Genomic DNA, 20,198 nt, shown 5'->3' on the forward strand with positions numbered 1-20,198 from the left:
GGTCACTCTCCCAGACGGACCAGCATCTTGCCGACGTTCTCGCCCTTGAGCATCCCGATGAAGGCGTCGGGCGCCTTCTCGAGCCCGTCCACGACGGTCGCCTCGGAGGCGAGACTCCCCTCGGCCAGCCACTGCGAAGCCTCGGAGATGTAGTCGGCCCAGGCGCCGAAGTGGTGGCCGACGAGCACTCCGCGGACCGTCAACTCCTTGGCGGCGATGTCGAAGTAGTTCGACGGCCCGGTCGGCGTCCCCGTCTCGTTGTAGCCGCTGACGTTCCCGACGATGGCTGCCTTGCCACGGTGGCGCAGGGCGTCCAAGCCCGCTTCGAGGTGCTCGCCCCCGACGTTGTCGATGTACACGTCTATGCCCTCGGGCGCGGCGGCCGCGAGCTGTCCCCGGAGATCCCCGGCCTTGTAGTCGACGGCGGCGTCGTAGCCGAAGCGCTCCACGATCTTCTCGCCCTTGGCCGGTCCCCCGGCCGAGCCGATCACCGTGGAGGCGCCGAAGCGGCGGGCCAGTTGGCCGGCGATGCTGCCCACGGCTCCGGCCGCTGCGGAGATGAAGACGACGTCGCCCTCCTTGACCGGCGCGATCTCGGTGAGCGCGATGTACGCCGTGAGGCCCGTCGTTCCCAGCGGCCCCATGAGGTCGGTCGGGGAGGCGAGGTCCGGGTCCACGGGCGTGGCCGCGGCGGCGTCGACTACGGCCAGATCGCGCCAGCCGAGGAAGTGGACGACGGTGGAGCCCACCGGGATTGCGGGGGCGCGGGACTCGACGACCTCACCCAGGGCGGGGCCGTCGACTGCCTCGCCGACCTCATAGGGCGGCGCCCAGGCCACGTCCAGGCGCATCCTCTCGCGCTGGTAGGGATCGACGGACATCCAGGTGTTGCGCACCAGGATCTGGCCTTCGGCCAGTTCCGGCAGGTCGACCTCGGTGAAGGCGAAGTCGGCGGGGACGGGCGTCCCGACCGGGCGGGAGGCGAGGCGGATCTCGGTGGCGGTGCGGTTTCCGGCGGTCTGGCGGGTGGTCATGGTCTGGTCTCCTTCTCGGTTCGTCTGTGTCATGTCCACAGCTTGTCCCCGGATTGTTGGGAGAACGTTGGGACGGCGTTGGAGCCCTGGTCAAAGGGCTCTGACCCGAAGCCGGGGACGTTCGGGCGGCCGCGCCGAGAACCCTCGACGGCCGGCGTCCGCGTCCGGTCGGAGTTTCCGGCGAGCTCGGTCCGCTTGAGGCGGAGGGTGATTGCGGACGGCGCACCCGCCCCGTTCGGGAAGGCTGCCGCACGTGGAACACCCGCTCTTCTTGGGACGGATAGACTGTCGGGGTGAGATTCGGGATCTTGGGGCCCTTGGCGATCTGGGACGCCGACGGCGCGTCCGTCGCGCTTCCCGAGAGGAAGGCGCGGATGCTTCTGGCCGCCTTGCTCATCGACCCGGGACGCCTAGTTTCGGACGACCGGCTGGCCGACATCCTGTGGCGGGGAGAGCCGCCGGCCAAGCCCGGTTCCTCCCTGCGGGCCTTGGCCTCCCGCCTGCGGAGCGCACTGCGGGGAGCCGGGGTAGGCGAAGCGTTGGCCCGCCGCGCTTCGGGTTATCTCCTGGACGTCGCCGCCTCCCACACCGACGCCGCCGAGTTCGAGCGTGCGATAAGCCGTTCGCGCGGTGAACCGGACGCCCGTGAGCGCGCCGCGCTCCTTTCCGAGGCTCTGGACCTCTGGCGCGGGGAGCCTTTCGCCGACTTCTCCTTCGAAGACTTCGCGCAGGCCCCCGCCCGCCGTCTGGAAGAGCTGCGGTTGGAGGCCGTCGAACTGCTGGCGAAGTCCCGTCTGGAGCTCGGGGAGGCCGAAGCGGCCGTGGCCGACCTGGCACCGGTCGCCTTGGAGCACCCCACCCGGGAGAGCCTGCGCGAGGTCCAGCTGAAGGCGCTGTACCTCAGCGGGAACCAGCACGAGGCCCTGAACCAGTACGAACAGGTGCGTGCCGCCCTCGCCGATGAGCTCGGCGCCGACCCCGGTCCCGCCTTGCAGCGCTTGCACACCCGCATCCTCCGGCAGGACGCCGACCTCGCTCCCCCGCCCCGGCGCCGGGGCAATCTGCCCGAACCGCTCACCGGCCTCATAGGCCGCGAGGACGAGCTCGCCCGTGCCGGAGCGGCCCTGGACGAATCGCGGCTCGCCACTCTCGTCGGCCCCGGCGGTGTGGGGAAGACCCGCCTCGCCCTGGCCGTCGGCGCCGAACGGGGCGAGGACGTCTGGATGGCGGACCTGACGCCTGCCCGGGGCGGATCGGACGTCGTCACCGTGACCGCCGCCGCGCTGGGCGTCCGCGACGACGGCGGTCCGCGTCCCCTGACCGGCCGGATCGCCTCCGCCCTGGACGCGCGGCCGACTCTCCTCATCCTCGACAACTGCGAGCATGTCGTCGGCGACGCCGCCGGCCTGACCGAGTCCCTCCTCGCCGCCGCTCCCGCATGCAAGGTCCTCGCCACCGGCCGCGAGCCTCTTCGGCTCCCCGGCGAGCGCGTCCTTCCCGTCGAGCCGTTCGCGCCTCCCGAGAGTTCCGACATCGCCGTCCTGCGGGGGAACCCGGCCTCGCTCCTCTTTGCGGAGCGCGCCCGTGCGGCGGACCCGGGCTTCACTCTGGACGACGGCGAGGCCGTGGCCGTGATCTGCCGCCGCCTGGACGGGATTCCGCTCGCCCTGGAGTTGGCGGCGTCGCGCCTGCGGGGTATCGGGACGGCCGAGCTCGCGGCCCGGTTGGACCGCCGCTTCTCCCTTCTGACCGGCAGAGGTGGCGGCGCGCCGGACCGGCAGCGGACTTTGCGGGCGGCGATCGACTGGAGCTGGAACCTGTTGGAGGAGGACGAGAAGGTCCTCTTGCGGCGCCTGTCGGTGTTCGGCGGCGTCTTCTCGCTCTCTTCGGCCGAGGCCGTCTGCGGCGGTGCGGGGCTCGCCGAAGACTCCGTCGTTCTCCTGCTCGGTTCGCTGGTGGACCGCAGCCTCGTGGCCCGGCCCGGCGGTCGCGGCTACGCGCTGCTGGAGTCCATCGCCGCCTACGGATCCGAGAAGTTGGCCGAGGCGGGTGAGGCCGAGGAGTTCGCGCGACGGCTGCGGCATCGCGGCGTCGACCTCTGCCGGGGTTCGGCCGAGCGCCTGCGCGGTCCCGGGCAGCGGGGGCAGCTCGGTCTTCTGGACACCGAGTCGGACGTGCTGCGCGAGGCCTTCGACTCCTCGATCGCGGCCGGCGACCTGTCCTCGGCGTTCGCGCTGGCGAACGAGTCGGCCTGGTACTGGTTCCTGCGCGGTCGGCTGTCGGAGGCGCACCGCTGGTTCGCGAGGGCGCTGGAGTCGGAGTCGCCGGCCCTCGCCGCTCCACTGTCGGCGCCGTTCAAGGACGTGCGCTCGGCGCTTCGGTCCGAGGCGCGTGCCTGGCGCGGGCTGTTCGCGGCGATGCTCGGCGAGCGGGAGCTCAGCGACGAGGGCACTCCCCTGGACGTGCTCGTGGCCGAGGTGGAGGAGTCCCGCCGGGCGGAGCTGGAGTGGTTCCTGGAGTACGTCCGCTCCTACCGGGGCGTCGCCGCCCCTGACGAGTCCCGCTTGACGCGCCTGGTCGGCGCAGTCGAGTCCGACTGGGGCACGGCCGCCGCGCTCCTGCTCAGGTCCCGGCACCGGCTCATGAAGGGCCGTCTCGCCGGGGCCGAGGAGGACGCCGCAGCGAGCCGGTCCCTGTTCTCCGAGCGGGACGACCGCTGGGGGAGGCTCCAGTCCGCAGACGTGCTCGCCTCCGCCGCCGAGGCCCGGGGCGACCTCGACGGGGCCCAGAGCCTGCGGGAGGAGGGCCTCGCCCTGGCCCGCGAGTGGGGCATGGCCGTGCCGGAGTCCTATCAGCTCTCCGGCCTGGGGCGTCTCGCCCTGCTCTCGCGGGACTTCGCCGGGTCCGCCGAGCTGCACGCGAGGGCCTTCGCGACCGCGGCGGGGGACACCTCCGCCGAAATGTTCGCGCTGTACGGAATGGCCTTGAGCCTGCGGCGGAACGGGGACCTCGACGAGGCCGAGAGGCGTTTCGGCGAGTGCCTGGCGTGGTCGAGGGAGATGGAGGACGAGCCGGGCGTCGCACTCTGCCTGGCGGAGTTGGGCTTCATCGCGGAATCGCGGTCCGACGGTGCAGACGCGGCCGAACTGCACCGACAGAGCCTGGAATCCGCTCGGAGGACCGACGACCCGCGCGCCATGGCCCTCGCCGTGGAGGGCCTGGCCGGCGCGGCGTCCCTCGCCGGTTCGCACGGTGCGGCGGCGCGTCTGCTGGGCGTCGCCGACGCGGCGCGGACGCACGCGGGCGCCCCCTTGCCCGAGAACGAGAGAGGGGACGTCGACCGGATCGAGGCGAGGCTCAGCACCGCCTTTTCCGCGGACGGGCTCTCCGAGGCCTTCACGGCGGGAGGGGAACTCGTCCGCGACCGGATCGCCGAGGGGTCGCTCGTCGCGGACGCGGTCATGGCAGCGGTGGCGGACGCCGAGAGGGACCGGTAGGACCGGTTCAGAGCCGGAAGGGCCTGGCCGCGCCGAGGATCGACTCGACCGCCCCGGGATGGGCCAAGTCCGGCAGGACCACGTCCGCCGCGCCGAGGTCCCCTTCGCCGAAGGCCCCGGTGCAGACGGCCACGCTTCCGACTCCGTTGAGCTTCGCCGCCGCCACGTCGGCCGGGGTGTCTCCGACCAGGACCATGTCCTCGTCCTCCCCGGCCCCGCACTCCTCCCAGGCGAGCGCGACGAGGTCCGCGCGGTGCACCGAGGACTCGCCGTATCCGCCGGGGCCGCCGACCCGCAGCGATCGCGCCAGAGGCAGGTCGCCCAGTTTGACGGTCGCGCGCCTCCGGGTGTTGCCGGTCAGAAGGCACAGTGCCGCGCTCTCGGCCGCCAGTTTCTCGACCGCGGCCTCGGCCCCCGGGCACAGCACCCTCCCCGCCCGGATCTCGGCGGCGTGCCTCTCGGTGGTTTCTCCCAGGGCTTCTATGGCCTCCGGAAGCCGCCCGTTGGCTTCGGACTCCGTCAATCCGTTCCAGGTGAACAGGTCGCGGATCTCCTTGAGGTCGGTCACGCCGTGCTCCTCGTCCCCGGCTGACGGGTCGAAGCCGAGCAGGGGGCGCAGGGCCTCGGTGAAGATGGCGGGGGTGTCCTCGGTGTCCCTCATGAGGGTTCCGTCGATGTCGAAGCAGATGAGCACGGGAGACTCCTTCCGTCTCAGGGGGATCCCCATACTGCCGGGCCCTACCGGCAGAGTCAACCCCTGACTACGCTACGGAGGCATCGTATTCCCGACTACGGGCGACCCGTCGGACACGCGGTCCGGCCGGAAGGCGGCGCGGACCGTGCTCGAAATAACTCGTCAAACTTCCGTATGAACCGTGTATTGCCTGGTGTCGACTGTCGGCCGGACCCGCTAAGGTCACCCTATGACCGCGACAGACACCCTCGACGCCGACCGCGCCCTGCGCGACGGCATGGTCGACCGGATCCTGGACACGAACCCGGACATCGACGCCTCCGTCGCCGAGGCGATGCGGGCGGTGCCTCGCCACCGGTTCGCCCCCGAAGCGCCACTGGAGGAATGCTACGACGGGACGCGGGCCGTCGTCACCAAACGCGACGACGACGGCCGCATGCTGTCGAGCGTCTCCGCGCCCTGGCTCGTGGCGCACATGCTCACCCACGCCGGCGTCGAACCGGGTTCCACCGTCCTGGAAATCGGGGCGGGACAGGGCTATCAGGCCGCGCTGCTCTGCGAGCTCGTGGGCCCCAACGGACATGTCATCACCGTGGACATCGACGGCGACCTCTGCCGGACGGCCCAGCGGAACCTCTCCGCGCTCGGCTACGCGAACACCGCCACCGTCGTGGAGGCCGACGGGGCGGAGCAGCTGCTCGACGACGGTACGGTGGACGCCGTCATCGTCGCCACCGGGGCCTGGGACCTCTCACCCGCGTGGGAGGACCAGCTGAAGCCCGGCGGCCGCCTCGTCACCCCGCTCACGCTGCGGGGCATGTGGCGGGGCATGACACTCGAGAAGGCGGACGACGGGTTCGCCTGCGCCGACTGGCGGCAGTACGGGTTCATCCGCATGCGGGGCCTGCTCGGACAGGAGCGGGACGTCGCGGACGAGAGCCTGCCCGTCGACGTGGCGGTCGACCCCGACCACCCCGGCACGGCGGACGAACTGCGTGCCGCGATGGAGGACCGCGACCCGGTCGTCGTCGCGACCGGGGTTCGAGACGGGCGTTCGGACCCGGCCATCGTGAACCTCTGGGACAGAATCGGATTCCACGAGCCGGAGACCGTGCGGGTCACCCGGTTCCGGAGGTCGGCGTTCCCGCTGCCGCCCGTCCACCTCATGGCTCCGGCGCTGTGGGAGGGGAGCTCCTTCGCTTATGTGGGCGCCGAAATGCTGGACGACGGGGCCGCATTGAGCGCGGTCGCCTTCGGGCCGGAGAAGGACGCGCTCGCGGAGCGGTTGCGACGGCACGTCGAGAACTGGGGGCGGGACAAGGGATTCGCACCGCGCATCGCCGTGAGGAGGAACGGAGGACCGCTCCCCTCCGGACTCGCGGTCGTCCAGAAGACGCGCTACCGGGTGGAGAGCGACTGGTCGGCAGCCGGCCGATAGGTTCGTCGGCGGCATATGGAACACCCCGCCCCGGATTCGAGGCCGCTCGAGTCCGGGGCGGAGTCGTCGTCGACCGGAAGTAGGCCGCTTCCCGGGTACGGGGCCGATCCGGCCCGGGGCTTCGCGATAGGACACCGAATCCCCTCCTGCCTCGGTCTCCCGAGAAGTGGCCCCTGGCCGCCGGATCAAGCCGCAGCCCTTGTCTCCGTTCCCCCACGGACTGTGTCCGGACCTGCTGAGACGCCGCCTCTACCCCTAAGACGCCGCGTCCGGGTGAATCGGTTGCACCGCTGCGACATCGCCTATTCTGAGGGGCCGCGAACGTATAGGAGTGATCCTCATGCCAGCCTCTCGCACCCGTCCCTGGTGGGTCCTTCCCATCATCTTGGTCGGAGCCGTGACCATGGTGGCCGCCGGAGCCGCCGCCGTCGGGATGCAGCTCTCCATCGACAAGGTCAACGACAGCATCGCCGACGACGACATCCTCGGCGACGCCCGCGCCGAGCTGGACACCACCAATATCGAAGGGCCCCTGAACTTCCTGATCCTCGGAGTCGACAAGGACCAGAACGGCAGCACCCGCTCCGACACGATGATCATCGCCCACATAAACAAGGACCTCGACCAGGCCTATCTCGTGTCCCTCCCCCGCGACCTCCTCGTGGAGATCGACGACTGCGGCAACGGCGTCCCGTGCGACTCCAAACTCAACTCCGCCGCGGCCAGGTTCACCGAATGGGAAGAGTCCGAACAGAACATCCTGGCCACCGTCGACAACCTCACCGGCATCTCCTTCCACGGAGCGGTGCGGGCGAACTTCAACGGCTTCATGGACCTGGTGGACCTCGTCGGAGAGATCGAACTGTGCCCGTGGCACGAGATCACCGTCGAGCACGGCACCAAGGACACTTACCCGGGCGAGTGCGCCATGTACGGCAAGGAGGACGTCATGTCGATCGTCCGCGAACGCTACGCCTGGGGCGAGCAGGAAGACTGGGCCAACGGCGTCGGCGGCGACTACGGGCGCCAGAAGATGCAGCAGCAGGCCATCATGGGGCTGCTCAACGCCGCCAAGGAACAGGACTTCCACAAGAACCCCGGCAAGGCCGTGAAGATGCTGGAGGGACTGGGCTCGAACCTGGTCATGGACCTGGGCGACGCCAAGTTCACCGACCTCGTGGTGGCGCTGCGCGACCTCGACCCGGACTCCCTGCTGAGAGTGCGGACCCCGGCGGAGACGCTGGAGATCAACGGGGAGGACTTCGAAGTGATGAATCCGGAGAACGGCCAGTTGGATTCCGCCGAGGCGCTGTGGGAGGCCCTGCGGGAGGACACCATGGACGAGTGGATGGCGGACAACGAGGAATGGGTCCACGACGACTGACCGGTCGTGACGCGGCAAGCCCTAGAGCAAATCCAATGCCGTTCGTCGCTGAGCCCGTGAGGTTCAGCGACGCACGACCAGATGTCGATCGAACACTCAGTGCCGGTCGCGGCTTACTCGTCCGAAGCCGTCACCCGAACAGGCTCCGGCGCAGGTCGGCCAGCCGGTCCGCCAGCTCGCCGGCCTCCTCGGCGCTCGCTCCGTCCGCGACGAGCGCGAAGTCGTCGGCCAGGACGGCGGCCTGCATGCCGAGGTTCTGCGATCCGATGTCGGGCACCTCGTGGGAGCCGGTTCCCTCCAGGCGCCCGGTCGCGTCCGCCAAGTGCTGCAGAAAGCTCCGCATGGCCGCGGCTTTGGCGCCGTCCTCGGCGTCCCACCGGCCCACGGGCCAGGCCCAGACACCGTCGATGGTGCGGCCCAGTGTCGTCAGGAATTCGTCCACCGCTCGATGATGCCCCGCTCGGCGGGCAACCGCAATTCGGACATGCGAAAGGGCCCCGGGGATCGGATCCCCGGGGCCCTTCTCCGTCTCTGACGCCCTACTCGCTCATACCCTATTCACTCATGAAATAGGAGGCGAGGCGCAGCAGGTTCCAGTACAGGAAGATCAGCCCGGCGGTCAGGCCGAAGGCGCCGGCCCAGGCGAACTTCTTGGGGGCGCCGCCCTCGACGCCGTGCTTGATCATGTCGAAGTCGAGGACGAACGACACGGCCGCCCAGATGACGAGGCCGATGGAGATGATCCACTGGAGCATCGACGGGTCCTGGCCGGGAGCGGCGAAGAGGCCGAGGTTGAGGCCGAACATCCCGGAGATCATATTGACGATCAGAAGGCCGAAGATGCCGAATCCGGCGCCGACGACGATCTTGGTGAACATCGGGGAGTTGCGGATCACGCCGAACTTGAACAGCGCGAGCATGCCGCCGAAGACCAGCACGGTGCCGATCAGGGCGTTGGCGACGATGCCGGGGAACATGGACTCGAAGAAGGCGGAGACGCCACCGAGGAGGAGACCCTGTCCGGCCGAGTAGGCGATGGCCAGGGCCGGGTTCATGACCGGGCGGAACATGGAGAACAGCGCCACGCCGAGGCCGACGAGCATTCCCACCACGCCCAGGGCGTTGACCGTGCTGATCATGCCCGGGTCGGTGATGGTGACGCCGGTGCTGGTGATCTCCATGGCGCTGCGGGCCATGAACCAGGTGATCATGGCCGCGACGAAGGTGATGCCGACGAGAAGGCCGGTGCGGGCGATGACGTCGTCGTAGGTCATCGAGGCCTGCGCGCGCGGTGCCTGTACCTGGTTGTTGTAGGGGCCGTACGCGGCCCCCATGTTCTGCTGCTCTTGGTAGGACGAAGTGAGCATCGTCCTGAGAGACTTGTTATTGCTCTGCATATGGTCCTCCGTAAGACCGTCGGGACATAGGACAAGGGTAACGCACGCGCTCCAGGGCGCATCAGAATGATGCGTCGGCGACGTCACAGTCGCGCCTAAGAATCCTCGAAGGTTCCCCGCCGGGCGTTCCGCGAGGCCGTCGGCGCCGAAGGCCATGTTATAAGGCCCGCGCCGAAGCGCGGGCCCCGTGGCTAGACCAGTTCTTTCTTCTTGGCGTAGTGGCACGCCGCCTTGGTGAGTCCGTCGTGGTCACGGTGCAGCTGGGGCACCTCGTTGACGCACAGCTGCTGCTCCTTGTCCGACAGGGTCTTGAACAGCGGGCAGCGGGTGCGGAAACGGCAGCCCGACGGCGGGCTCGACGGGCTCGGCACGTCGCCCTGCAGCAGGATCCGCTCCCTCTCGCGCTCCTTGCGCGGGTCCGGGAGCGGGATCGCCGACATCAGCGCCTGCGTGTAGGGGTGGGCAGGTCCGGCGAAGAGCTCGTCGGTGGTCCCCTCCTCCACGATGCGGCCGAGGTACATGACCGCGACGCGGTCGGAGATGTGGCGGACGACCGAGAGGTCGTGCGAGACGAACAGGTACGACAGGCCCAGTTCCGCCTGCAGGTCCTCCAGCAGGTTGATGACGCCGGCCTGGATCGACACGTCGAGCGCCGAGACCGGCTCGTCCAGCATGAGGACCTTCGGGTTCAGGGCCAGGGCGCGGGCGATGCCGATGCGCTGGCGCTGTCCGCCGGAGAACTCGTGCGGGTAGCGGTTGCGGTGCTCGGGGTTGAGGCCGACGGTCTCGATGAGGTCGTTGACGCGGTCGCGCCCGCCGCCCTTGAACTGGCCGTGGACGCGCAGCGGCTCGGCGATGATCTCGAAGACGGTCATGCGCGGGTCCAGCGAGGCCATCGGGTCCTGGAAGACCAGCTGGATGTCCTGGCGCAGGGGGCGCATCTGCCGGCGGGAGAGCTTGGTCAGGTCGTCGCCCTCGTAGACGACCTCGCCGGAGGTCGGCTCGATGAGGTTCATCATCAGGCGCGCGGTGGTGGACTTACCGCAGCCGGACTCGCCGACCAAGGCGAGGGTCTTGTGACGCTCCAGGGTCAGGTCGACGCCGCACACGGCGTGGACGTCGCCGACCCTGCGGCGGATGAGCCCCTTGGAGCGCACTGGGAAGTGCTTGACGAGCTGTCGGCCCTCGATGACGACGTCGACGGCGGTCTCTGCGGCGGCGCTCATGCTCCACTCTCCTTTTCCGTGGTCTCCTGCACGGTCGGCTCGGTCCGGTCGGTTTTGTCCGGCTTGAAGACGTCGGTGGGCTTCTTGCCGATGAGGTCGCCGGAGAAGTGGCAGGCGGCGACGTGGCCGTCGTCGACCGACACGAGGGCCGGCTCGGTCTTCACGCACTCGTCCTGAGCCATGGGGCAGCGCGGACGGAACGGGCAGCCGGACGGCAGCGCCACCATCGACGGCGGGGTGCCGCGGACGGGGGTGAGGCGGGCGCCGCGTTCTTCGTCCATGCGGGGCATGGAGCCGATCAGGCCCAGGGTGTAGGGCATGCGCGGCTCGTAGAAGATCTGGTCTACGGTGCCCTGCTCGACCGGGCGTCCGGCGTACATCACGAGGACGTCGTCGGTGTGCCCGGCGATGACGCCGAGGTCGTGGGTGATGAGCACGAGGGCCGCGTTGACTTCGTCGCGGGCCTTCTCGAGTGCCTCCATCACCTGCGCCTGGACGGTCACGTCCAGCGCGGTCGTGGGTTCGTCGGCGATGATCACGTCGGGCTTGTTGGCCATCGCGATGGCGATGACGACGCGCTGGCGCATACCTCCCGACAGTTCGTGCGGGTAGGCGTCCACGCGCTGGGCCGGGTTGGGGATCCCGACGACGTCCAGCAGGTGGATCGACTGCTCGCGGGCCTCTTTCTTGCCGATCTCGGGGTAGTGGACGAGGATCGCCTCGGCCAGCTGGAACCCCACGGTGTAGACCGGGTTGAGGGAGGTGAGCGGGTCCTGGAAGATCATGGAGATCTTCTTGCCCCGGATCGGGGAGATCTCCTTGTCGTTCAGGCCCAGCAGCTCCTGGCCCATGAGTTTGGCCGAGCCGGTGATCTTCGCCGTTTTGGGGATAAGACCCATGATGGCCATCGAGGTGACGGACTTACCGGATCCGGATTCCCCGACGATGCCGAGGGCCTGGCCTCGGTGCAGGTCGTAGGACACGCCGCGGACCGCTTGCACCTCGCCCTCGTCTGTGGGGAAGGCGACCTGAAGGTCCTTGACTTCGAGGACCTTCTCACCCTTTCGCCCGTTGTCTCTGGTCTCTGACATTGTGTTATCGCCTCACCATAGTCTGCCGGGGGTCCATCGCGTCGCGCAGTCCGTCGCCGACGAAGTTGATGGTCAACGCGATGAGGATGATGAAGACACCCGGTATGTAGAACAAGTATGCCAAGTCGCTGAAGGCCGTGGCCCCCGCCTGCTCGATCAGCAGTCCGAGCGAGGTGGAGGGGGGCTGTACTCCAAGACCAAGGTACGACAATGTGGTCTCGGCGAGAATAGCGAAGGCAATTTGCAACGTAGCCGATACCAAAATGACACTCATCGTGTTGGGGATGAGGTGGCGGAAGATGATCTTCCCGTCGGAGGCGCCGAGCGACTTGGCCGCTTCGATGAACTCCTTCTCACGCAGGGAGAGCACCTCGGCGCGGACCGCGCGGGCCGTGCCGAGCCAGCCGAAGGCCGCGATCATGAAGGCCATGTTGTACCAGGAGGCGCCGCCCGGGACGGTGCCGGCGACGACGGCGACGATGATGAGGAACGGGATGACGAACAGGACGTCGACGATCCGCATGAGCAGCGAGTCGACCCAGCCGCCGAAGTAGCCGGCGGTGGCTCCGACGACCGCGCCGAGGATCGAGGCGCCGATGGCGGAGATGAACGCGATGCCGAGGGACAGCTGCGTGGCCTTCATGACCGCGCCCAGCATGTCCTTGCCGGTCTTGTCGGTGCCGAAGGGGTGCTCCAGCGACGGAGGCTGGCGCGGCTCCAGCGACAGGTCGATCTTGTAGCCGTGCTCCCAGAGCAGCGGCCCGACGTAGGCGAACAGGCAGATCAGGACGAAGACGCCCAAGCTGACTACGGCGAGCTTGTGGCGGAAGAACCGGCTCGCGATCAACGACAGCTGAGAGCGTTCCCTGCCGCCGACCTGCTCGGCCTCGTGTGCGGTTGCGTTGGTCATTCTAGATGCCTTTCCTCAGTCCTCAGCAGGTCTACTCGTAGCGGATGCGCGGGTCCAGGACGCCGTACAGCAGGTCGGACACGAGCACGCCGAGCAGCGTGATGACACCCGAGATGAGCAGGAAGCCCATGATCGCGTAGGCGTCGTACGTGTTGATGGCCTGCATGGCGAACGTGCCCAGTCCGCGCCAGCCGAAGATCTTCTCCATGACGAGGGAGCCGCCCATGGCGGTCGCGACGCCGAGCGGCGCGAAGGTCGCGATGGGGATCAGAGCGGTGCGCAGGGCGTGGCGGCGCATGACCGTCCGGTGGCGGACGCCCTTGGCCCGCGCGAGCCGCACGTAGTCGGAGTTGAGGACCTCCAACATCGAGGCGCGCTGATAGCGGGCCATGGAGGCGTAGCCGGTGAGCATGAGGACGATGGTCGGCAGGATCAGGTACGGCAGCGAGTCGACGAACGATGCCCACGGGCCACCGTCGAAGCCGGTCGTCCCCGACCCGTTGGTCATGAACGTCTGCGAGCCGGTCTCCTTGTTTATCTGGATGCCGGCCTCCTTGACCAGTTCGGCGAACCAGAAGGTGGGCAGCGCGAGCGCGATGAAGCCTACGAAGGTCAGCAGGTAGTCGACCCAGTGGTACTGCCGGACCGCACTGACCACACCCGTGACGATCGCCAGTCCGATCGACGCGATGGTCGCGAACAGAACGAGGCGGAAGGTCACCCAGAACCGCGAAGAGAACTCCTCCCCGAGGTCGGTGGCCGAACCCTTGACCGAGGGCCCCCACTCGCCCTGGAGGATGCCGATGTCGCCGCGGGTGTCGCCGATGCCGGTCAACCACAGCCAGTACTGCTCCGGTACGGAGCGGTCGGTGTAGAGTTCGGCCTTCATGGCGTCGACCGTCGACTCCGGCACCGGCTTCCCTGAGGCCATCTCCATCTGGATGACCTTGTTGTCCACGGGGTCTCCGGTGGCCTTCACCAAGAGGAAGGCGAGCATCGTCGCGCCGATGAGGACGGGAATCATCATCAAGACGCGTCGAACAATGTAGGTAAACATAGTCCCTCGATCACTGCAAATTCAGTTCATTCCGGTCAAGAAAGCGCGGCCGCCCGGCAAGCCCCGGTCGGGCGCGGTATTCCGGAAAGGGCGCGGAGAACCGTCTCATCGACAATTCTCCAAGTGTGTGGAAGACATCCTGCCATTCCTCTCTTGTGCACCCCAACCGCTTATGCCCCTCAGGGGAATTTCTCACTCATCGGCCATCCCCCATTCGGCCACGTTGTAGAAGGGCCGCTGCAACGAGGCCCAGTTGTCACGGACGTTCACCAGGCTCTCGTTCGCCATGATCGCCGCCGGGGTGTCGAACAGAGGGAGCACGTAGGCCTCCTCCACCACCTCGGCGACGGCCTGGTTGGCCAGGTCGGCGGCCTTTTCGAGGTCGCCGGTGGCCTTGAGGTCGCCCACTGTCGAGTCGATGTCATCCGACTCCAGCCCGCCGAAGTTCTGGGGCGATTCGGAGCCCCAGTAGTTCCCCGGCGCGGAGGTGAAGGTGGCGCTCGACGACCAACCGTGCACGATCATGTCGTAGTCTCCGTCGACCAGAGTCTCTCCGATCGATGCGGTGTAGGCGTCGATTTCGACAGTAATCCCTATATCGGACAAAAGGGCCTGAACGACCTCGGCGATGGTGCGGCGGTTCTCGTTTCCGTTGTTGAAGCTGAACCGGAGGTGCACCTTTTCGCCGGAGGGGTCCAGCAGGGTTCCGCCTTCGGACTCCCACGAGTATCCGGCTTCCTTCAGGATCTGGATGGCGCGCTCGGCGTCTCCACTTCCCTGCCCGGTCCCGGCGAGCTCGTCGCTGTAGTGGACCGAGTCGGAGCGGAAGATGTGGTTGCCCTTCTTTTCCGCGCCAGGCAGCACGGTGGCCGCGGTGCGGTCGACGATCAGGTCCGTGTCGACGGCGGAGAAGACCGCCTGTCGCAGGGCCCGGTCGGAGAGGAAGCGGTTGTCGAGGTTGAAGGAGATGAGCTCCCAGCTGGCTCCGGGCGCGACGTTGTAGTCGACGCCCTCGGTGCCGTGCAGGGCCGAGAGGTCATCCGAGGTCACTTGGGACGGCGCGGCTCCGTCGATCTCGCCGTTGCGCAGCGAGTCGACGATGGCGCCGAGGTCATCGAAGGTCTTGATCTGCAGCTCGTCGAGGGTGGGCTGCGTCGAGCCGGCCCACTCGGGGTTGGGCTCGTAGGTGACGTACTCGCCGGCCTTGCCGTCCACGGGGATGTAGGGGCCGGCCGACCAGTCGGGCATGGAGGCCCCCAGGTCGTCGATGGTCTCGGCCAGGAGCGCGGGGTCCTTCTGCCAGCCGCGCGCGGCCTTGTGGGAGGGCAGCGAGAAGAGCGTGCCCATGTACTTCCACTCGGCGCTGTGGAAGCCCTTCTTGTAGGTGATGACGATGTCGTCGCCGTCCCGGTCCACCTTGGCGACCTGGGATCCCCAGTCAGTGGAGACGGGGCGGCAGCCGTCGCACTTCTCCTCGTCGCCGGAGAGCGCGTACCAGCTGAGCTTGACGTCCTCCAGGGAGAGTTCCCGGCCGTCGCCCCACGTGGCGTCCGGGTTCAGGGGGTAGCTGACGGTCATCGGATCCTCGTCGACGAGCTGCGGCTCGCCCGTGAGGATGCCGTTGTTGAACTGCCAGTTCCCGTCCGGGTCGAAGTCGCCGAGGACGGGCGTCATGGGGGCGATGGCGTGGTTGGTGTAGATCGAGTTGTACTCGGCCGACAGCTGGTGCCAGCCGTTCCATCCGGGTTCGATGCCCCAGGTGACCGATCCGCCTTCGGCGCGCTCGCCGGAATTGCAAGTGGAGGGGTCCGTGTCGCAGCCGGCGAAGCCGCGACCGTCAGCGGCGCCGTCTCCGGTGCCGCAGCCCGACAGCGCGAGCGCGAGCACGGAGAAGCCCGCGACCGTGCGCAGTAGGGTCTTGCCTGCCATTGTTCTCCTTCATCCAGCCCACCACCTCGGTAAGGGTCTGACCGGGGATAGGTTTTGCCATTGCGAGAGTTGAGGTGGCCCTTGCAAAGCTAGTCCCGCCTGAGGCCGCGGGGATCGGATCGAAGGCCAGATGAGACGCATTCGCGGCCCATTCGTGACCTGCCTATGGGATACCCGCGGGTAGAGGTCTGGTGGCCTCGCTTGCGCGGGAAGGGGGCCGAACGGGCTTGGTGCGCCCGTTCGACCCCGGAGCGGGTGCGAAACCTCGGCGAGGCTCCGTTCCCATGGGTCGTTAACCCTTCATGCCCCACTCGTCGACGTTGTAGAGGGAAGCCTCTTGCGTCTTGGGGTTGGGCCGCACGTTGACGAGCTGGTCACTCGACAGGTACAAGTTCGGGTCGGTGTTGATCGCCAGTGAGTAGGCGGCCTCAGTGGCCATCTTGTCGGCCTCGTTGGCGTACTCCGCTGCCTTGGCCGAGTCGGACGTGGTGAGGATGTTGTCGATGACCTCGTCCAGACCCTCGACCTCCAGCTTGCCGAAGTTCGAGCCGGAGTCGGACCTCCAGTACTGGCTGGGCGCGCCGGCGAAGGCCGGGGAGCCGGACCAGCCGAAGACGATCAGGTCGAACTCGGCGTTGCTCAGGACGTCGGAGAACTGGTTGGAGGAGAAGCCCTTGATCTTGACCTCGATGCCGATCTTGGCGAGTTGGGCCTGCACGATCTCAGCGGTCTGCTGGCGGCGCTTGGAGTCCGGCGAGGCGCGGAAGGTCAGGGAGACCGCCTTGCCCTCTGGGGTCTTCAGGGTGTCGCCATCCAGCTCGTAACCGGCGTCCTCAAGGATCTTCTTGGCCGCGTCAACATCTCCGAGGCCCTGGTTGAATTCCTTGCCCCAGTCCTCGTAGTACTCCGAGTCCTCGGCGAAGATGTGGCTGCCACGGCGCTCGACTCCCATGTCCGGGTAGATCCGCGAGTTAAGGTCGTCGATCTTGATGGCGGTGAAGACCGCCTGGCGCATCTTCTCGTCGGCGAGGAACTCGGATTCGGTGTTCATGTCGATGTGGCTCCACTTGGAGCTGCCACCGACCATGTAGTTGATTCCGGTCGAACCGTCGAGCTTGGCGACCTCGTCGATGTTGAACGCGCCGATGCTGCCGCCGTGGATCTCTCCGTTGCGCTGGGCGTCGACGATCGGTCCCATACCGCCCTCGATGGCCTCAAGGGTCAGCTTGTCCAGGGTGGGCTTGTTCTCGCCCTTCCATTCCGGGTTGGGCTCGTAGATGACGTACTCGCCGAGTTTGGCGTCGGTCGGCTGGTACGGGCCGTTGGACAGCTCGGGGGTGGTCTCGTTCAGCCACTTGGAGGCGGCACCCATGACCTCGGGGTCGGTCTTCCAGTCGGTGAATCCGCCCTCTTCCTCGACCCAGTGAACCGGAGCGCTGAACAGCGGCTGCAGCAGCCACTCAGGGTGCTGGAAGCCGTCCTTGTAGACGACTTCGATGGCCTTGCCTTCGTCGGCCTCCGTGATGTCCTCGACGTTCGGACCCCAGTCGGAGCCCGCCGGCTGGCACTCGGCGGTGCACCATTCCTCGTTGGCGGCTTGGTGGTGCCAGGTGAAGATGGCGTCGTCGAGGCTGAAGGGCGTGCCGTCGCTCCAGCCCGCGCCCTCCTTCAGGGTGTACTTAACCGTCAGCGGGTCGTCGCTCGTCTTCTCGGGTTCCTTGGCGAACCAGCCTTCGTTGTACTCCCACTCGCCGGCCGGGTTGTACACACCCGTGCCCTGCAGCATCGGGAAGGTCGACTGGGTCAACGTGCTTTCGTTGGCGTCAGCCCGCAGTCCGAACCAGCCGGACCAGGCGCCGTCGATTCCCCAGGTGACCTCTCCGCCGCCGGCAGGGTCGCCGGCCATGCAGCCGTTGGGGTCCTCGACGCAGTCCTCGTAGCCGACGTTGACTCCGGCGGTGCCCTCGTCTTCGTCGGACGACCCGCCGCCGCAGGCGCTGAGCACCAGTGCGGCAGAGGCGCTGATGGCGACTCCGCCGACCGCTCGCTTCTTGAGCGTCATATCTTCTCCTCCATGTGTTGGACTCGAGAGTCGAAGCCTGTCGTCGGGGTTGACGCCAGCTTTCGGGACCTGTGTCCTCGGGCACGGCTCTCGAGAGCCTTGATGCAATGTTGCCAATGTGAATAATGTTGTTCAAGTTCACTGGTGTGAAAGAGGTTAAAACGATCGCCTATCGTTATTCATCTGTTACGGGTCACGTTTCGAAAAAGCAACGATCGCAGAGCTTACTGACCGGTTCAGGGAAAACCCTACGTATCCAGGTAAAATGGTCGTACCAATCCCCATGGAAATCGAAAGGGCGAGCCGCGAACGGCCCGCCCCGGTCATCCGTCACACTTCGGATCGTGCGCTACTTCGCCAGTCCCCACTGGGCGACGTTGTAGAGCGACTTCTGCTGGCTCTGGCCGTTCGGCCGGACGTTCACCAGCTCGTCGTTGGCCATCGCGACCTCGGGGTCGGTGTTCAACGCGAGCGAGTAGGCGCCCTCGGTGGCGATCTTGTCGGCCTCGTTGGCGAACTCCGCCGCCTCTCCGAGGTCGGTCGTGCTCGTGACCTTGTCGATCGCGTCCTGCAGCCCCTCGGCACCGAACTGGCCGAAGTTGGAGCTCGAGTCCTCGCCCCAGTACTGCTCGGGTGCCAGCGTGAACGCCGGGTTTCCGCTCCAGCCGAAGATCACCATGTCGAACTCGGAGTTTCCGAGCACCTCGCCGAGCTTGCCGGTCGGGATCGGGTCGAGGGTGACCTCGATGCCGATCTCCCGGAGCTGGGCCTGGACGAGTTCACCCGTCTGTTGACGGGTCTTGTTGTCGGCTCCGGCGCGGAAGTCGAACTTGACGGGCTCGCCGTCCGGGTCGGTCAGCGTGTCGCCGTCGAGCGTGTAGCCGGCGTCCTCGAGGATCTTCTTGGCGCCCTCGACGTCACCCATACCCTGGTTGGCGTCTCCGGCGTGGTCCTTGTAGTTGTCGGACTTGGGGCCGAAGATGTGGTTGCCGCGACGCTCGGTGCCCATGTCGGGCAGCGTGCGGTCGATGATGTTCTCCACGTCGATCGCGGTGAAGATCGCCTTGCGCAGCTCGATGTCCTGCAGCTGCCCCGACTGGGTGTTGATGTCCATGTGGGTCCAGGCGCCGCCGTCGGTGACCGCCCAGTTGTAGCCGGAGCCGTCGTGGAGCTTCTCGACGTTGTCGACGTCGAAGTCGGCCGGCGTGGCGCCGTCGATCTCACCGTTGCGCATCGCGTCGGCGATGGTGGACAGTCCGCCCGGCATGGCCTTGATGGTCAGCTTGTCCAGGGTCGGCTGGTCCGAGCCCTTCCACTCCGGGTTCGGTTCGTACTCGATGTACTCGCCGAGCTTGGCGTCAGTCGGCACGAACGGGCCCGAGGACCAGGTCGGAGCGGTCTCGTTGAGCCACTTGGACGCCTCGCCCATGACCTCCGGGTCGTCCTTCCAGTCGGCGAAGCCTCCCTCGTCCTCCACGATGTGGGCGGGGAAGGTGAAGAGGGTCTTGAACATCCACTCAGCGGTCTGGTAGCCGTCCTTGTAGGTGACCTCGATGGCCTTGCCGTCGTCGGCTTCCTTCATGTCGTCGACCTGGGCGCCCCAGTCGAGGCTGGCCGGCTGGCACTCGGCGCTGCAGTGGTCTTCGTTGCCGGACATGTGGTGCCACGAGAAGATGGCGTCGTCGAGGCTGAAGGGCGTGCCGTCGCTCCAGCCCGCGCCCTCCTTCAGGGTGTACTTGACCGTCAGCGGGTCGTCGCTCGTCTTCTCCGGCTCCTGTTCGAACCAGCCGTCGTTGTAGACGAACTTCTCGTCGGGGCCGAAGTCGCCGACGTCGTAGCGGCCCGGCCAGATCGCCTGGCTGAGGTACGCGGTGTTCGCGTCTGCGCGAAGGTCGTTCCATCCGCTCCAAGCGTCGGAGACGCCCCACTCGATCTCGCCGCCTTCGGCGCGTTCTCCGGCGTTGCAGCCGGCCGGGTCGTCGACGCAGTCCTCGTACCCGACGTTGGCCGTCGCCGTGCTGGTTTCCTCGCCGCCGCCGCAGGCGCTGAGCACCAGCGCGGCAGAGGTCGCCACGGCGACTCCCCCGAAGGCTCTCTTCTTAAAAGTCATAACTATCTCCTCCGTGAAAAAGGCCCGGCCGCCGAGACGCCCGCACTGGGTCCGGTCAGATCCGCCGGACGAGTGCGTCCGGGGGCGCCGTGACGGAGAGCCATGAGGCAATGTTGCCAATGTGACAGGTGTGATTCAAGTTAGTGATGTGAAAGAAGTTAAAAAGTACGCCTACCGTTATTGATCTGTTATCCATTGATTCGCGGGCACGCCGAAACCGCGCCTTACCGGACATTAAAAGACAGGGATGTCACCGATACCCCTGTTTTCCAGGAAATTCTTCTAATACTTCATACACCACAACGCAACCGGATCAGCAGTTCCCCACCTAGCGGACGCTCGGCGACAGGTGTCGGTCGAAACCGGGTC

12 protein-coding genes and 1 pseudogene are annotated in these 20,198 nt (G+C 67.4%); 3 read left to right on the top strand and 10 right to left on the bottom strand.

What is annotated here, in order from left to right:
- Positions 1–2: 2 nt before the first annotated feature.
- Positions 3–1,034: an NADP-dependent oxidoreductase gene (locus ACFTE1_RS17225; protein WP_380624172.1), complete on the bottom strand. Its 1,032-nt coding sequence runs from the start codon at positions 1,032–1,034 to the stop codon at positions 3–5.
- Between the two features lie 293 nt (positions 1,035–1,327).
- On the opposite strand from ACFTE1_RS17225, the gene ACFTE1_RS17230 reads away from it, so the two are divergent.
- The gene (locus ACFTE1_RS17230; RefSeq protein ID WP_380624170.1) at positions 1,328–4,531 is read left to right on the top strand and encodes a BTAD domain-containing putative transcriptional regulator; all 3,204 of its coding nucleotides are present in this window, start codon (positions 1,328–1,330) and stop codon (positions 4,529–4,531) included.
- 7 nt (positions 4,532–4,538) lie between these two features.
- On the opposite strand, the gene ACFTE1_RS17235 is transcribed toward ACFTE1_RS17230, so the two are convergent.
- Positions 4,539–5,225 carry an HAD family hydrolase gene (locus ACFTE1_RS17235; protein WP_380624168.1) on the bottom strand — a complete coding sequence of 229 codons (687 nt, stop codon included), beginning with the start codon at positions 5,223–5,225 and terminating at the stop codon, positions 4,539–4,541.
- Between the two features lie 229 nt (positions 5,226–5,454).
- Here ACFTE1_RS17235 and ACFTE1_RS17240 point away from each other — a divergent pair, with 229 nt between their 5' ends.
- Positions 5,455–6,663, top strand: a complete 1,209-nt coding sequence (locus ACFTE1_RS17240) for a methyltransferase domain-containing protein (RefSeq protein ID WP_380624166.1) — start codon at positions 5,455–5,457, stop codon at positions 6,661–6,663.
- Between the two features lie 340 nt (positions 6,664–7,003).
- A complete protein-coding gene (locus ACFTE1_RS17245; RefSeq protein ID WP_380624164.1) occupies positions 7,004–8,047 on the top strand; it encodes an LCP family protein in 1,044 nt (347 codons plus the stop codon).
- A gap of 130 nt (positions 8,048–8,177) precedes the next feature.
- On the opposite strand, the gene ACFTE1_RS17250 is transcribed toward ACFTE1_RS17245, so the two are convergent.
- The 8 genes and pseudogenes from ACFTE1_RS17250 to ACFTE1_RS17290 form a co-directional block, all read right to left on the bottom strand.
- Complete coding sequence (locus ACFTE1_RS17250) at positions 8,178–8,489, bottom strand: hypothetical protein (RefSeq protein WP_380624162.1); 312 nt, start codon at positions 8,487–8,489, stop codon at positions 8,178–8,180.
- A gap of 112 nt (positions 8,490–8,601) precedes the next feature.
- Positions 8,602–9,444 (bottom strand): Bax inhibitor-1/YccA family protein, encoded by an 843-nt coding sequence (locus ACFTE1_RS17255; protein ID WP_380624160.1) that lies wholly within the window; start codon positions 9,442–9,444, stop codon positions 8,602–8,604.
- Positions 9,445–9,635: 191 nt separating this feature from the next.
- Positions 9,636–11,761, bottom strand: a pseudogene (locus ACFTE1_RS23685) (ABC transporter ATP-binding protein).
- 4 nt (positions 11,762–11,765) lie between these two features.
- A complete protein-coding gene (locus ACFTE1_RS17270; protein WP_380624158.1) occupies positions 11,766–12,671 on the bottom strand; it encodes an ABC transporter permease in 906 nt (301 codons plus the stop codon).
- A 31-nt stretch (positions 12,672–12,702) separates the two neighbouring features.
- Entirely contained in the window at positions 12,703–13,728 is a 1,026-nt protein-coding gene (locus tag ACFTE1_RS17275) for an ABC transporter permease (RefSeq protein WP_380624156.1), read from the bottom strand.
- 192 nt (positions 13,729–13,920) lie between these two features.
- Entirely contained in the window at positions 13,921–15,657 is a 1,737-nt protein-coding gene (locus tag ACFTE1_RS17280) for an ABC transporter family substrate-binding protein (protein ID WP_380624154.1), read from the bottom strand.
- 292 nt (positions 15,658–15,949) lie between these two features.
- Positions 15,950–17,719, bottom strand: a complete 1,770-nt coding sequence (locus tag ACFTE1_RS17285; protein WP_380624152.1) for an ABC transporter family substrate-binding protein — start codon at positions 17,717–17,719, stop codon at positions 15,950–15,952.
- Positions 17,720–18,068: 349 nt separating this feature from the next.
- Entirely contained in the window at positions 18,069–19,829 is a 1,761-nt protein-coding gene (locus tag ACFTE1_RS17290) for an ABC transporter family substrate-binding protein (protein ID WP_380624150.1), read from the bottom strand.
- Positions 19,830–20,198: the final 369 nt, after the last annotated feature.

The sequence above is a fragment of the Salininema proteolyticum genome (genome assembly GCF_042685645.1).
Lineage (GTDB): Bacteria > Actinomycetota > Actinomycetes > Mycobacteriales > Micromonosporaceae > Salininema > Salininema proteolyticum.